Origin of the sequence: Pseudokineococcus lusitanus, from assembly GCF_003751265.1 — a bacterium.
Classification (GTDB): Bacteria; Actinomycetota; Actinomycetes; order Actinomycetales; family Quadrisphaeraceae; genus Pseudokineococcus; species Pseudokineococcus lusitanus.
The window spans coordinates 120,282-134,251 of record NZ_RJKN01000004.1 but is presented as its reverse complement, the minus strand read 5'-3'; the positions used below and the strand labels follow the sequence as shown (position 1 = coordinate 134,251).

Sequence of the window (13,970 nt, the reverse complement as noted above, 5' to 3'; positions counted from 1 at the left end):
CACCCGAGCCCCCAGGAGCCGACATGACCGTCACCCCGCAGCCCGGCGTCGCCGAGGGCGCACCGGGCGGGGGCCCGCTCGCGGGCACCCTCGTCGTCGACCTGACCCGCGCCCTCGCCGGGCCGCACGCCGGCATGGTGCTCGCCGACCTCGGCGCCCGCGTCGTCAAGGTCGAGACCCCGGGCACGGGCGACGACACCCGCGGGTGGGGCCCGCCCTTCGTCGACCCGCCCGGCGGGGGCGACCGGGAGTCGACGTACTTCATGTCGTGCAACCGCGGCAAGGAGTCGGTGGCGCTCGACCTCAAGAGCGACGACGGCCGCCGGTACCTCACGGCGCTCGTGGAGCGGGCCGACGTGCTCCTCGAGAACTTCCGCACGGGCGTGCTCGACCGGCTGGGCTTCCCGACGTCGCGGCTGCTCGAGCTCAACCCGCGCCTCGTCGTCCTGTCGATCACCGGCTTCGGGCACGACGGGCCCGAGGGCGGGCGCGCCGGTTACGACCAGATCGCGCAGGGCGAGGCCGGGCTCATGTCCATCACCGGCTCCGGCCCGGACGACCCCCAGCGCGTCGGGACGCCCATCGCCGACCTGCTGGCCGGGATGACCGGCGTGCACGGCGTCCTCGCGGCGCTGCTCGAGCGCGAGCGCACCGGCCGCGGGCAGGTGGTGCGGACGTCGCTGCTGGCCTCCGTCGTCGGCGTCCACGCCTTCCAGGGCACGCGGTGGACGGTCGCGGGGCAGGTCGGGCGCGCGCAGGGCAACCACCACCCGTCCATCAGCCCGTACGGGCTGTTCCGGTGCGCGGACGGCTCCGTCCAGATCGCGGTCGGCAGCGAGGGGCTGTGGAAGCGGTTCTGCGACGGCTTCGGGCTGGACCCGGCTCTCGAGGGCCTCGCCACCAACCCGGAGCGGGTGGCGCGCCGCGAGGAGGTCGTCGCCCTCGTCGAGGGCGTCTTCGCCTCGTGGTCCGCGCCCGACCTGCTCGCCCGGCTCGCCGAGATCGGCGTGCCGGCGGGGAAGGTGCGGACGATGGACGAGGTCTACGGGTGGGAGCAGACGCGCAGCCAGGGCCTGCTCGTCGACGTCGAGCACGCCACGCTCGGCACCGTCTCGCTGCCGGGCCCGCCGCTGCGCTTCTTCGACGGGGACGGCGCGGAGACGACCCGGCGCACGCATGCGGCGCCGCCCGTCCTCGACGCCGACGGAGCGGCCGTGCGCGCCTGGCTCGACGGCGAGGGCGCGTGACGCCGTCGCCCGCCGGCCGGGGCGCCGCGCCCCGGCCGCCCCGGCGCGGGGGCCGCGAGCTGCTGGACCTCGTCCTCGACGAGGGCACCTTCCGCTCGTGGGACGCCCCGCCCGTGCAGCCGCGCAGCACCCCCGCCTACGACGCCGAGCTGGCGCGCGCCGCCGAGCGCTCGGGCGCCGACGAGGCCGTCGTCACCGGCGAGGGGCGGCTGCGCGGCCGTCGCGTGGCCGTCGTCGCCGGGGAGTTCGGCTTCCTCGCCGGGTCCATCGGTGTCGCGGCGGCCGACCGCCTCGTCGAGGCCGTCGAGCGGGCGACGGCCGAGGGGCTGCCGCTGCTGGCGGCGCCGTCGTCGGGCGGCACGCGCATGCAGGAGGGCACGGTCGCCTTCCTCACGATGGTGAAGATCTCCGCGGCCGTCGCGGCGCACAAGGCCGCCGGCCTGCCGTACCTCGCGTACCTGCGCCACCCGACGACGGGCGGCGTCTTCGCCTCGTGGGGGAGCCAGGCGCACGTCACGGTCGCGGAGCCGGGGGCGCTCGTCGGCTTCCTCGGGCCGCGCGTCTACGAGGCGCTGTACGGCAGCGCCTTCCCCGAGGGCGTGCAGACGGCGGAGAACCTCCACGCGCACGGACTCGTCGACGCCGTGGTGCCGCACGAGCGGCTCGCCGACGTCGCCGACCGGGCGCTCAGCGTGCTCCAGGCGCCGGCGCCCGGCCGGGTGCCCGTCCTCGACGAGGGCGACGCCGTCCCCGCCGCCGACGTGGCGCGGCTGCCCGACGTGCCGGCGTGGGAGTCGGTCACCCTGTCCCGCCGCGGCGAGCGCCCCGGCATCCGTCGGCTGCTGCGCTACGCCGCGCGCGACGTCGTCCCGCTGCACGGCACGGGGGCGGGGGAGAGCGACCCGGGGCTGCTGCTCGCGCTGGCCCGGCTCGGCGGGGCGGCGTGCGTGCTGCTCGGGCAGGACCGCCGGGGGCAGACGCCGGACGCGCCGCTCGGCCCGGCCGCCCTGCGCGCCGCCCGCCGCGGCATGGCGCTCGCCGACCAGCTGGACCTGCCGCTCGTCACCGTCATCGACACCCCGGGCGCCGCGCTGTCCGTGGAGGCGGAGGAGGGCGGGCTGGCCGGGGAGATCGCCCGCTGCCTCGCCGAGCTCGTGACGCTGCGCGCGCCGGTGGTCAGCGTGCTGCTCGGCCAGGGGACGGGCGGCGGGGCGCTCGCGCTCGTGCCGGCCGACCGCGTCGTCGCCGCGCAGCACGCCTGGCTGTCCCCGCTGCCGCCCGAGGGCGCCAGCGCCATCGTGCACCGCGACGTCGAGCACGCCGCGCAGATGGCCGCCGAGCAGGGCGTGCGCGTGGCCGACCTCGTGCGGGACGGGGTCGTCGACGTCGTCGTGCCCGAGCGTCCGCACGCGGGCGCCGAGCCGGAGGACTTCTGCCGCCGGGTCGGACGGGTCGTCGAGGCGGAGATCGCCCGGCTCGCGACCGTCGACCCCGACGAGCGGCTCGCCGCGCGGCACGCGCGGTACCGGCGGCTGGGGCGGGCGGCGACGACGGACGCCTGAGAACGCCTGCGCAGCAGTCGGTCGCGACCGTACGGTGACGAGCACCACCCGACCGGGTGGCCCACCGCACCGGAGGAACACCCATGCCCGCGCTCCACCGCACCGCCGCCGCCGTCCTGGGCGGCGTGCTCCTCGCGACGACGGCGACGGCGGCGCTGCCCGCCGCGGCCGCGCCGGCCGCCAAGGCCTACGCCAACTGCACCGCCCTCAACAAGGTCTACCCGCACGGCGTGGCCGTGAGCTCGAAGAGCAAGGACAAGACCACCGGCAAGCCGGTCACGGGCTTCACCGTGTCGAAGGCCGTCTACCAGCTCAACGACGGCGCGCCGGACAAGGACCTGGACCGCGACAACGACGGCATCGCCTGCGAGAAGAAGTAGGCGGCGACCCCGCGGCCGGCTCGGGCCGACCGCGGGGACGTCAGCCGCGACGGCTCTACCGTGGGAGGCCCGCGCACCCACACCGGAGGACCCGTGACCGCCCGCACCCGCACCGCCGCCGTCCTGGGCGGCGTCCTCCTGGCCACCGGCGTCGTCGCGCCGCCGGCCGCGGCGGCCCCGGCCGCGCGGGCCTACGCCACCTGCTCGGCGCTGAACGCCGTCTACCCGCGTGGTGTCGCCGTGAGCTCCTCGAGCCGGGACCGGACGACCGGGACGCCGGTCCGGGGCTTCGCCGTCTCGCGGGCGGTGTACCAGCTCAACGACGGTGCGCCGAACCGGGACCTGGACCGGGACGACGACGGCATCGTCTGCGAGCGGCGGTAGCGGGGTCAGCCGCCTCCGACGACCCCCAGCGCCTCGTGCGCGATCTGCAGCTCCTCGGCCGTCGGGACGACCAGCACGGCGACCGGCGACCAGTCGGGCGAGATGCGGCGCGGCCGGTCGGACCGCTCGGCGTTGCGCTCCTCGTCGACGACGACGCCGAAGCCGGCGAGGCCGTCGAGGGCACGGGCGCGGACGCCGGCGCTGTTCTCGCCGACCCCCGCGGTCAGCACGACGGCGTCGAGGCGGCCCATCGCGAAGGCGTAGGCGCCGAGGTAGTGGCGGACCCGGTGCGCGAGGACGTCCAGCGCGAGGGCCGCGTCGTCGTCGCCCTCTCCGGCGCGGCGCTCCACCTCGCGGAGGTCGGAGGCGCCGGCCAGCCCCAGGAGGCCGCTGCGGCGGTTGAGCAGGGTGTCCAGCTCGTCCACGGACAGGCCGCCCGCCCGCAGCAGGTGGAGGAGCGCCCCGGGGTCGACGTCGCCCGGGCGCGTGCCCATGACGAGCCCCTCGAGCGGCGTGAGCCCCATGGAGGTCTCGACGCTGCGGCCGCCGAGGACGGCGGTGGCGGAGGCGCCGTTGCCGAGGTGGAGGACGACCACCGCCAGGTCCTCCACCGGCCGGCCGAGGACGGCGGCCGCGCGGGGGACGACCGACGCGACCGACGTGCCGTGGAAGCCGTAGCGCCGCACCCCGTGCCGCCGGGCGAGGGCCCGGTCGAGCGCGTAGGTGTGCGCGGCGGGCGGCACGGTCGCGTGGAAGGCGGTGTCGAAGACCGCGACGTGCGGCACGTCGGGGACGGCGCGGCGTGCGACGCGGATGCCCTCGAGGTTGGCCGGGTTGTGCAGGGGCGCCAGCGCCGCGAGCTCCTCGACCGCCTGCTCGAGGTCGTCGTCGACGAGCGCGGGGGCGGAGAAGCGCTCGCCGCCGTGGACGACGCGGTGGCCCACGGCGACGAGACCCGCCTCGCCGAGGTCGGGGCCGTGGGCGGCGAAGGCCTCGACGACGGCGGCCAGCGCCGCCGCGTGGTCGGGCGCGTCGAGGTCGCTCTCGGCGGTGCTCGCCGCCGCCCCGTCGGTGCCCGGCCGCCGGTGGCGCAGGTGCGCGGCGCCCTCGGTGCCGATCCGCTCGACGAGGCCGACGGCCAGCGTCCGACCGGTCGGGACGCCGTCCTCGACGCCGGTCACCTCGACGAGCTCGTACTTGACGCTCGACGAGCCGCTGTTGACGACGAGCACGGCACCGCTCACGGGGCGGCCTCCTCGGTCTGGCTCGGGGCGCCGTCCAGGGCCTGCGCCTGGACGGCGGTGATGACGACGGTGCTGACGATGTCGCGGACTAGCGCCCCGCGGGACAGGTCGTTGACGGGTCGCCGCAGGCCCTGGAGGACGGGCCCGATGGCGACGGCGCCGGCGCTGCGCTGCACGGCCTTGTAGGTCGTGTTGCCGGTGTTGAGGTCGGGGAACACGAAGACCGTGGCGCGGCCCGCGACGGCCGAGTCGGGCAGCTTGGTGCGCGCGACGCCCGCGTCGACGGCGGCGTCGTACTGGATCGGCCCCTCGACGGACAGGTCCGGGCGCTGCTCCCGGACGAGCGCCGTCGCCCGGACGACCTTCTCGACACCGGCGCCGGAGCCGGACCCACCGGTCGAGTAGCTCATCATCGCGACCCGCGGCTCGACGCCGAAGGCCTCCGCGGTGTCGGCGCTGCTGGCGGCGATGTCGGCGAGGGCGGCGGCGTCCGGGTCGGGGTTGACGGCGCAGTCGCCGTAGACGAGGACGCGGTCCGGCAGGCACATGAGGAAGACGCTGGACACGACGTCGCGACCCGGCGCGGTCTTGATGACCTCGAAGGCCGGGCGCAGCGTCTCGGCCGTCGTGTGGACGGCACCGGAGACCATCCCGTCCGCGTCGCCGAGGTGGACCATGAGCGTCGCGAAGCGCGTGACGTCCACGAGCAGCCCGTCGGCGGCCTCGGGGGTGACGCCCTTGTGGGCGCGCAGCCGGGCGTACTCGGCGGCGTAGCGGCCGCGGTCCGGCGACGTCGCCGGGTCGACGACGCGGGCGGCCGCCACGTCCGCGCCGATCTCCTCGGCGAGCTGGCGGACCTCCTGCTCCGGGCCCAGCAGCGTGAGGTCGACGACGGCGCCCGCCAGCAGCTCGGCGGCCGCGTGGAGCACGCGCGGCTCCAGGCCCTCGGGGAGCACCACGTGCTTGCGGTGGCTGCGGGCGCGCTCGGCGAGCACGGCCGCGAAGGCGCGGGGCGTCGTCGTGCGGACGTCCGCGTGCTCGGCCAGGTCGAGCAGGCGCTCGCCGTCGACGTGCGCGGCGAAGAGGTCGCGCGCCGCCCGGACCTGGGCGCGGGCCCGCTCGGTCCGGCGGGAGAGCCGGCCGCGGACGGCGAGCAGCGACGCGGCCGTCTCCACCGTGCCGAGCTCGGTCGAGACGACGGGCGGCGTGCTGCCGAGCCCCTCGAGGAGCCGGACGACGACGTCGGGCAGGGCGAAGCCGCCCGTGAGGACGACGCCGCCCAGCTGCGGGAAGGTCGCCGAGGTGTGCGCCGTCAGCAGGCCGAGGACGACCTCGCTGCGGTCGCCCGGGACGATGACGACGGCCCGGTCGACGAGGTGCTCGAGGGCGTGCGGCATGGACATCGCCGCGACGACGAGCCCGCCGGCGACGTCGTCGAGGTCCTCCTCCCGGCCGAGCACGAGCCGGCCGTCGCACGCCTCGACGAGGTCGCGGACGCCGACGGCCGTGAGCGTCGCCTCCTCGGGGAGGGCGAAGGCGGGCAGCGCGGCGCCGTCGCGCCCGGGGGCGCCGAGGGCGGCGACGACCTGCTCGAGCGCGCCCGCGTCGGCGCGGGCGGCGACGACCCCGACGACCTGCGCGTGGTGCGCCTCGACCTCGGCGCGGGCGACGTCGGCCACGGCCCGCACCTCCCGGGGCGAGCGGCCGAGCGCCTTGACGACGAGGAGGACGGGCAGGGCGAGGTCCGCCGCGACCGTCGCGTTGAGGGTGAGCTCCGTCGGCCCGGCGACGTCGGTGTAGTCGCTGCCGAGCACCATCACGGCGTCGTGCCGGGCGGCCAGGGCGCGGTAGCGGGCCACCACCTCGTCGAGCGCGGCCCCGGTGTCGGTCCGCACCGCCTCGTAGCCGACGCCGACGCTCGCGGCGTAGGTGTCGTCGTCCACCTCGCCGCCGTCGGCCAGCTCCGACAGCAGGACGTCGAGGACGTCGTCGCGGCCCACGTCGTCGCGCACGAGCGGGCGGAAGACGCCGACGGTGCCGCCCGTGGCGGCAGCCCGCGCCCGGAGGGCGGCCAGCACGCCGAGCGCGACGGTCGACTTGCGGGTCTCGCCCTCGACGGAGGCGACGTAGAGGCTGGCCACGGCCCCGACGCTAACGGCGGAGGCGGGCCGGTGCCCGGGCGGACGGGACCGCTCAGCCGCCGACGGTGAGGCGACGGCCCCCGCCCTCGGCCCGGACCACGCCGACGAGGTGCTCGCCCCGCTCGACCACGGCGCCGTCCCAGACGACGCACCGCTCCGCCGTGCCGTCCACCCGGGCGCCCGCGCCGACGACGGTCGTCCCGCCGGACGCCGCCAGGTTGGCGGCGAGGTAGCGCGCGGGCGTGCCGCAGTCCACCGCCGCCTGCTCCGTGCGGACGAGGTCGAGCCGGCCCGCGTCGCGCTCCGGGCGCCACACCACCTCGAAGAGGCCGGTCGGCACGGGGGCGAGGTCGCGCACGAGACGCCACGGCAGGAGGCAGGCGCCGACGTAGCGGACGGGGCCCCCCGGCCGTGTGCCGGGCGCGGCCAGCGGGTCGCCGTGGCCGTCCGCCGCGGGGGCGACGAGCAGGCGGGCGCGCTCGCCGTCCCAGCCGTCGAGGAGCCCGTCGAGGCCGGCGGGCAGCCAGGCGTCGGCGTTGGTGAGGACGACGTCGCGCCCGTCCAGCCAGCCCCGCAGCGCGCCGAGCGCCCCGGCCGTGCCGAGGGCCTCGCGCTCGCGCTGCAGGTGGGCGAGCGGTGCCGGGCCGCCCCGCACCACGGCCCCGACCTGGTCGGCGTGGGCGTGCGCGTTGACGGCGAGGAGGGCCTCGGCGTCGCCCGTCGCGGGCAGCGCGGGACGGAGGCGGTCGAGCGCGTGGTGCAGGAGCGGGGTCCCGCCGACGGGGCACAGGGCCTTGGGACGCAGGTCCGTCAGGGGCCGGAGGCGGGTGCCGGCGCCGGCGGCGAGGACGACGCCCGCGAGGTGGGGGCCCACGACGTCAGCGGGGGAGGACCCGGCCGTCGTAGCAGCCCGGCCGGTCGGACTGCTGCAGCACCCGGACGATGGCGCGGGTCGAGTCGTCGGCGTCCCGCAGCTCGTCGAGGGCGATCCACCGGAAGCCCTGGGCCTCGCCCCCGACCGCCACGCGGGGCCGCTCGTCGACGCGGAGCCGGTAGACGACGTCGACGCGGCGCACCCGGGCGTCGACGGCCGTCGCGACGGGCAGGCCCACCTCGACGTCGAGGCCGGTCTCCTCGCGCACCTCCCGCACGACGCCCTCGGCCGGGCGCTCGCCGCGGTCGAGCAGGCCGCCGGGGAGGCTCCACCCCACCCGGTGGGGCTGGCGGAGGAAGAGGACGTCCGACCCGTGCGTCACGGCCACGACGGCGCCCACGGTGAACCCGGGCGTGCCGGCCCGGACGAGGCCGCGCCGTGCGGGGGCCGGCAGCGCCCGGAAGACGCGCAGGGCCAGGACGTAGGCGCGGCGTCGCAGCGGGGCGGGGGCGGACGGGGGCATGCCGCGAGGGTAGGGGTGGGCCGCGACGCCGGGCCCGGCCGTCCCCGTCCCCGCCGGGGGCGGGTCGGCGGGGCGGGTGGCCGGTCGTGGTCGCCGGGAGGCCGCGCAGGTCTCGACCTCGACCTCCGGTCGAGGTCGACGGTCGACGTAGGGCTGCCGGTCGGCGGCCCCCGGGGCGGTGCGGCGAGGTGCGCGCCGGGCCGCGGGACGGGCCGCTGGGTAGCGTGCTGCGACGTGACCGACCCCGCGCCCGAGCCCGCCCGCGTCAGCGCCGCCCCCGCCGACGAGCAGGCCGTGCGTCGTCAGCGGGTGGCGGCCTACGTGCTGTGCCGGCGCGGCGGCACCGTGCTGCTGACCCGCCTGTCGCCCGGGACGCCCCGGCCCGGTGTCTGGACGCTGCCCGGCGGCGGCCTCGAGCACGGCGAGCACCCGCGGGTCGGCGCGCACCGCGAGGCGCAGGAGGAGACGGGCCTCGAGGTCGTCGTCGGCGAGGTCCTCGACGTGGGCTCGACCCACTTCACGGGCCGCTCGCCCGCGGGCCGGCTGGAGGACTTCCACGGCATCTCGGTGGTCTTCTCCGCGACCACCGAGGACACCCGCGAGCCCGAGGTGCTGGACGTCGGGGGGACGTCCGACGCGGCGGCGTGGGTCCCCGTGGCCGACGTCGAGGCCGGCCGGGTCGTCGTCGGCGACGTCGTGGCCATGGCGCTGGACGCGGCGGCCCGGACGGCCCCGACCGCCTGAGCCGGCCGCGGGGCGTCCACCGCACGGGGGCCCGCCCGCCCGTCCACAGCCCGTCGCGCGGGAGCAGGGGCCTCGGGGCGGCGCCGTAGGCTCGGCGGGCGATGGACGCCCTCTTCGACGACCTCCCCCTGCCCGGCCTGCGACCCCGCGGCTCCGGTCCCGCCGCCGTGCGCCCGCCCGCCGCGACGGGGGCGGCGGCCGTCCGCGAGCGGCTGCAGGCGGCCCGCGGCGGCGGCCCGGCGGAGCCGCCGCGCACCGGGCCGGGGTCCCCCCGGGCGCTGGCCCTCCTCGAGGGGCTCAACCCGCCGCAGCGCGCCGCGGTGCTGCACGAGGGCGGGCCGCTGCTCCTCGTCGCCGGCGCCGGCTCGGGCAAGACCCGGGTGCTCACCCACCGCATCGCCTACCTGCTGGCGGCGCGGGGCGTGCGACCGGGCGAGGTCCTCGCCATCACCTTCACCAACAAGGCCGCCGCCGAGATGCGCGAGCGGGTCGAGCAGCTCGTCGGCCCGGCGGCCCGGGCCATGTGGGTGTCGACCTTCCACTCCGCCTGCGTGCGCATCCTGCGCCGCGAGGCCACGGCGGTGGGGCTGCGCAGCAGCTTCTCCATCTACGACGCGGCGGACAGCCAGCGCCTCATGGCCCTCGTGTGCCGCGAGCTGGACCTCGACCCCAAGCGGCACCCCCCGCGGTCCTTCACCGCCCAGGTGTCCAACCTCAAGAACGAGCTCGTCGACGACGAGACGTACGCCTCCCGCGTGGCCGCCGAGGGGACGCCCGCGGAGAAGGTGCTGGCCGAGGCCTACCGGATCTACACGGCCCGGCTGCGGCAGGCCAACGCCCTCGACTTCGACGACATCATCATGCTCACGGTCAACGTGCTGCAGGCCTTCCCCGACGTCGCGCAGGCCTACCGGCGTCGCTTCCGCCACGTCCTCGTCGACGAGTACCAGGACACCAACCACGCCCAGTACGTGCTCGTCCGCGAGCTCGTGGGCGGGGCCGTCCACGGCGCGGAGGCCGAGCGCGGGGGCGACGGCGCCGACGCGGCGCTGCCGCCGTCGGAGCTGACGGTCGTCGGCGACGCGGACCAGTCGATCTACGCCTTCCGCGGCGCCTCGATCCGCAACATCGAGGAGTTCGAGCAGGACTACCCCGACGCGACGACGATCCTGCTCGAGCAGAACTACCGCTCGACGCAGACGATCCTCACGGCGGCCAACACCGTCATCGCGCGCAACCCCGACCGCCGGCCCAAGAACCTCTGGACGGCGGCCGGGCAGGGCGAGCCCGTCGTCGGCTACGTCGCGGACACCGAGCACGACGAGGCGGCCTTCGTGGCCGAGGAGGTCGACCGGCTCTCGGACCGGCACGGCGTCCGGCCCGGCGACGTCGCCGTGTTCTACCGGACCAACGCCCAGTCCCGGGCGCTGGAGGAGGTCTTCGTCCGCACCGGCCTGCCGTACAAGGTCGTCGGCGGCACGCGCTTCTACGAGCGGCGCGAGGTCAAGGACGCGCTGGCGTACCTGCGGGTGCTGGCCAACCCCACCGACACCGTCAACCTCCGGCGCATCCTCAACGTGCCGAAGCGCGGCATCGGGGACCGGGCCGAGGCGTCCCTCGCCGTCCTCGCCGAGCGCGAGCGCATCCCCTTCGCCGCCGCCCTCGGCCTCGCCGAGGACGCGCCCGGCCTCGCCACGCGGAGCCTCGCGGCCGTCGTCCGCTTCCGCGAGATGCTCGAGGAGCTCCGCACCGTCGTCGAGGGCGGCGCCGGCCCGGCCGCGGTCCTCGAGGCGGTGCTCGACCGCACCGGCTACGTCGAGGAGCTGCGCGCCAGCCGGGACCCGCAGGACGAGTCACGCCTGGAGAACCTCGCCGAGCTCGTCGCCGTCGCCGGCGAGTACGAGACGGCCAACCCCGAGGGCTCCCTCGGCGACTTCCTCGAGCAGGTCTCCCTCGTCGCCGACGCGGACGAGATCCCCGACGAGCCGGGGGAGGGCGCGCACCCCGACGACCGGGAGGCGGCGCGGAAGGCCGCCGACCAGGGCGTCGTCACGCTCATGACGCTGCACACGGCCAAGGGGCTGGAGTTCCCCGTCGTCTTCCTCACCGGCATGGAGGAGGGCGTCTTCCCGCACCAGCGCTCGCTGACCGACCCGACCGAGCTGGCCGAGGAGCGACGCCTCGCCTACGTGGGCCTCACCCGGGCCCGCGAGCGGCTCTACGTCTCGCGCGCCGCCGTCCGCACGGCCTGGGGCCAGCCGCAGTACAACCCCGCGAGCCGCTTCCTCGACGACGTCCCCCCGGACCTCCTCGACTGGCGCCGCGGCGCCTCCAGCGCGGTGTCCCCGTCGGCGACGCCGGCGGTCGCCCGCCTCGCCACCCGCCCCGGGGTCCGCTCGCCGGGCAACCGCGAGGTCGTCCACCTCGAGGGCGGCGACCGCGTCACCCACGACGCCTTCGGCCTCGGCACGGTCGTCCGCGTCGACGGCTCCGGCGACAAGGCGGTGGCGCACGTCGACTTCGGCGACCAGGGCGTCAAGCGCCTGCTCCTGCGCTACGCCCCCGTCGAGAAGCTCTGACGCCCGCCACCCCACTGCGTCCGTGACGCGTCGCCCCGGCCGCCCCTCCCGCGACGTGCGGCCATGAGGCGCCCCCTCGCCCTCTCGCACCGCGACATGTGGCCATGAGGCGTGGCGGAGCGGGCGTCCAGGCGCGACGTGCGGCCATGACGTAGCACGCGCACGGTGCTGAGGAACGCTCCCTTCGGTCACGAGGTGGGTCATGCCGTCGAGGACCGCGTCCACAGGCGGTCGACGACGTCGCTCGTCCACCGACGAGGGCGACGGCGTAGGCAGTCCTCCTGCGGCTCACGACGCTCACCGCGTGCGACGCCGCGACTCCCGGCGACCCCCGGTCCTCCTCGGACGCGAGGCGGTGGCCGAAGACTTCTTGACGCCCGCGCAGCTGCGCGGTGGCTCCGTGCAGCGACTCCTCCCGAGCGTCTGCACGCTCGCGGGGGTCGTGGTGACGCACGAGCTCCGCTGCGAGGCAGCCGGCCTCGTCATCCCCCCGCAGGCGCAGGTCACGGGCGCCTCCCTCGCCACGGTGCTGGGCGTGCCGCTGCTCGACCGGCTCGACCCGGTGGAGGTGGTCCTGCCGGAGCAGGTGCACCGCTCGCGCGTCCGTGGCACCGCGCGCGGGCGCGGAGCCCGTCATGGCCGCACATCGCGACGTGGAGGCCGTCGCGGTGCGCGTCATGGCCACACATCGCGAGAGAGGGGGAGGGGGCGGGCCGGTGCGGTGGCCCCCGGGGAGGTCACACGTCAGGGGGACGGGAGGTCACGGGTCGGAGCCGATCGGGCGCGCGGGCCCGGCACGGGCCGTGACGAGGGGGTGGCGGGGTTACGGTCCCGGGGCACCGCGCGTCGCAGAACGCGTGCACCTACCGAGGAGTTCCCGTGCTGCCCAGCTTCCTCCAGCGATCCCGCACCGTCGCGGGCCCTGGCTTCAACCGGTGGATCATCCCGCCGGCCGCGCTCGCCGTGCACCTGTGCATCGGCCAGGTCTACGCGACCAGCGTCTACAAGCAGGCCCTCGTCGACCACTTCGACACGAGCCAGACCGCGATCGGCGTGGTCTTCTCCATCGCCATCGTCATGCTCGGCCTGTCGGCCGCCGTCTTCGGCACCTGGGTCGACCGCAACGGCCCCCGCGCCGCCATGTTCGTCTCCGCCTGCTGCTGGACGGCGGGCTTCCTCGTCGGCTCGGCCGGCATCGCCACCGGGCAGCTGTGGCTGCTGTACCTCGGGTACGGCGTCATCGGCGGCATCGGGCTCGGCATCGGCTACATCTCGCCGGTCTCGACCCTCATCAAGTGGTTCCCGGACCGCCCGGGCCTCGCCACCGGCATGGCCATCATGGGCTTCGGCGGCGGCGCCCTCGTGGCGAGCCCGCTGTCCAACCAGCTGCTCACCGCCTACAGCGGCGGCGACATCGCGGACGTCGACGGCAGCGCCGTCGCGCGGCTGTTCCTCACGCTGGGCGTCGTCTACTTCGTCGTCATGATGTTCGGCGTCTTCACCGTCCGCGTCGCGCCGCCGGACTACGCGCCCGCCGGCTTCGACCCCTCCACGGTCAAGAAGAAGGCTCTCGTCACGACGTCGAACGTCTCCGCCGCCAACGCCATCAAGGCGCCGCAGTTCTGGCTGCTGTGGGTCGTGCTCTTCTGCAACGTCACCGCGGGCATCGGCATCCTCGAGCAGGCCTCGCCGATGATCCAGGACTTCTTCCGCGACGGGACGACCTCCGCCATCACGGCGGTCGCGGCCGGCGGCTTCGTCGGCCTCCTGTCGCTCGGCAACATGGCCGGGCGCTTCGTCTGGAGCTCGACGAGCGACATCATCGGGCGCAAGCGGATCTACATGGTCTACCTCGGCGTCGGCGCCGTCCTCTACGCGACGCTCGCCCTCGCCGGCCAGACGTCGACGGCGCTCTTCGTCCTCCTCGCGCTCGTCATCCTGTCCTTCTACGGCGGCGGCTTCGCGACCATCCCGGCGTACCTGCGCGACCTCTTCGGCACCTACCAGGTCGGCGCCATCCACGGCCGGCTCCTGACCGCGTGGGCGGCGGCCGGCGTGGCCGGGCCCCTCATCGTCAACCGCTTCCTCGACGCCCGCGGCGAGCCCGGCTCGCTCGTGGCCGCCGACTACCGGCCCGCCCTGCTGACGATGGTCGTCCTGCTCGTCGTCGGCTTCGTCGCCAACCTGCTCGTGCGCCCCGTCTCCAGCGCGCTGCACGAGCCCGAGACGCCCGCCGCCCCCACCGCCACCGGTGCGGGCGCCCCGTCCACGACCGGCCGTCGCGGCTGACCA

The 13,970-nt window shown here is 76.8% G+C and carries 11 protein-coding genes; 7 read left to right on the top strand and 4 right to left on the bottom strand.

Features of this window, described 5'->3' with window-relative positions:
- Positions 1 to 23 precede the first annotated feature (23 nt).
- The 4 genes from EDC03_RS08745 (at position 24) to EDC03_RS08730 (ending at position 3,573) form a co-directional block, all read left to right on the top strand.
- Positions 24 to 1,247, top strand: coding sequence for a CaiB/BaiF CoA transferase family protein (locus EDC03_RS08745; protein WP_123379855.1), 1,224 nt, complete (start codon positions 24 to 26; stop codon positions 1,245 to 1,247).
- The gene (locus EDC03_RS08740; protein WP_123379854.1) at positions 1,244 to 2,809 is read left to right on the top strand and encodes a carboxyl transferase domain-containing protein; all 1,566 of its coding nucleotides are present in this window, start codon (positions 1,244 to 1,246) and stop codon (positions 2,807 to 2,809) included. Before EDC03_RS08745 ends, EDC03_RS08740 begins: the two co-directional genes overlap by 4 nt.
- A gap of 83 nt (positions 2,810 to 2,892) precedes the next feature.
- Positions 2,893 to 3,189, top strand: coding sequence for an excalibur calcium-binding domain-containing protein (locus EDC03_RS08735; protein WP_123379853.1), 297 nt, complete (start codon positions 2,893 to 2,895; stop codon positions 3,187 to 3,189).
- A gap of 93 nt (positions 3,190 to 3,282) precedes the next feature.
- Positions 3,283 to 3,573, top strand: coding sequence for an excalibur calcium-binding domain-containing protein (locus EDC03_RS08730; protein ID WP_123379852.1), 291 nt, complete (start codon positions 3,283 to 3,285; stop codon positions 3,571 to 3,573).
- A 5-nt stretch (positions 3,574 to 3,578) separates the two neighbouring features.
- Here the strand turns inward: EDC03_RS08730 and EDC03_RS08725 are convergent, their stop codons facing one another.
- Genes EDC03_RS08725 through EDC03_RS08710 form a run of 4 tightly spaced genes read right to left on the bottom strand, consistent with a single transcriptional unit; the run spans position 3,579 to position 8,355 of the window.
- Complete coding sequence (locus tag EDC03_RS08725; RefSeq protein ID WP_123379851.1) at positions 3,579 to 4,817, bottom strand: acetate/propionate family kinase; 1,239 nt, start codon at positions 4,815 to 4,817, stop codon at positions 3,579 to 3,581.
- Complete coding sequence (gene pta, locus EDC03_RS08720) at positions 4,814 to 6,958, bottom strand: phosphate acetyltransferase (RefSeq protein WP_123379850.1); 2,145 nt, start codon at positions 6,956 to 6,958, stop codon at positions 4,814 to 4,816. The genes EDC03_RS08725 and pta overlap by 4 nt, the downstream gene beginning before the upstream one ends.
- 52 nt (positions 6,959 to 7,010) lie before the next feature.
- Positions 7,011 to 7,832, bottom strand: a complete 822-nt coding sequence (locus EDC03_RS08715) for a nucleotidyltransferase family protein (protein ID WP_123379849.1) — start codon at positions 7,830 to 7,832, stop codon at positions 7,011 to 7,013.
- 4 nt (positions 7,833 to 7,836) lie between these two features.
- On the bottom strand, positions 7,837 to 8,355 hold the full coding sequence (locus tag EDC03_RS08710; protein ID WP_123380080.1) for an NUDIX hydrolase: 519 nt from the start codon (positions 8,353 to 8,355) through the stop codon (positions 7,837 to 7,839).
- Positions 8,356 to 8,589: 234 nt separating this feature from the next.
- Between EDC03_RS08710 and EDC03_RS17600 the strand changes: the two genes are divergently transcribed.
- The 3 genes from EDC03_RS17600 (at position 8,590) to EDC03_RS08695 (ending at position 13,967) form a co-directional block, all read left to right on the top strand.
- On the top strand, positions 8,590 to 9,099 hold the full coding sequence (locus tag EDC03_RS17600) for an NUDIX hydrolase (protein ID WP_158674252.1): 510 nt from the start codon (positions 8,590 to 8,592) through the stop codon (positions 9,097 to 9,099).
- 101 nt (positions 9,100 to 9,200) lie between these two features.
- Positions 9,201 to 11,678 (top strand): DNA helicase PcrA, encoded by a 2,478-nt coding sequence (gene pcrA / locus EDC03_RS08700; RefSeq protein ID WP_123379848.1) that lies wholly within the window; start codon positions 9,201 to 9,203, stop codon positions 11,676 to 11,678.
- An 882-nt stretch (positions 11,679 to 12,560) separates the two neighbouring features.
- Positions 12,561 to 13,967 (top strand): OFA family MFS transporter, encoded by a 1,407-nt coding sequence (locus EDC03_RS08695; RefSeq protein ID WP_422393813.1) that lies wholly within the window; start codon positions 12,561 to 12,563, stop codon positions 13,965 to 13,967.
- Positions 13,968 to 13,970 lie beyond the last annotated feature (3 nt).

What these genes read in the sequence shown, in the direction of transcription:
- EDC03_RS08745 (WP_123379855.1), top strand. Translation starts at nt 24, where the DNA reads ATGACCGTCACCCCGCAGCCCGGCGTCGCCGAGGGCGCACCGGGCGGG.
- EDC03_RS08735 (WP_123379853.1), top strand. Translation starts at nt 2,893, where the DNA reads ATGCCCGCGCTCCACCGCACCGCCGCCGCCGTCCTGGGCGGCGTGCTC.
- EDC03_RS08710 (WP_123380080.1), bottom strand. Translation starts at nt 8,355, where the DNA reads ATGCCCCCGTCCGCCCCCGCCCCGCTGCGACGCCGCGCCTACGTCCTG.
- pcrA (WP_123379848.1), top strand. Translation starts at nt 9,201, where the DNA reads ATGGACGCCCTCTTCGACGACCTCCCCCTGCCCGGCCTGCGACCCCGC.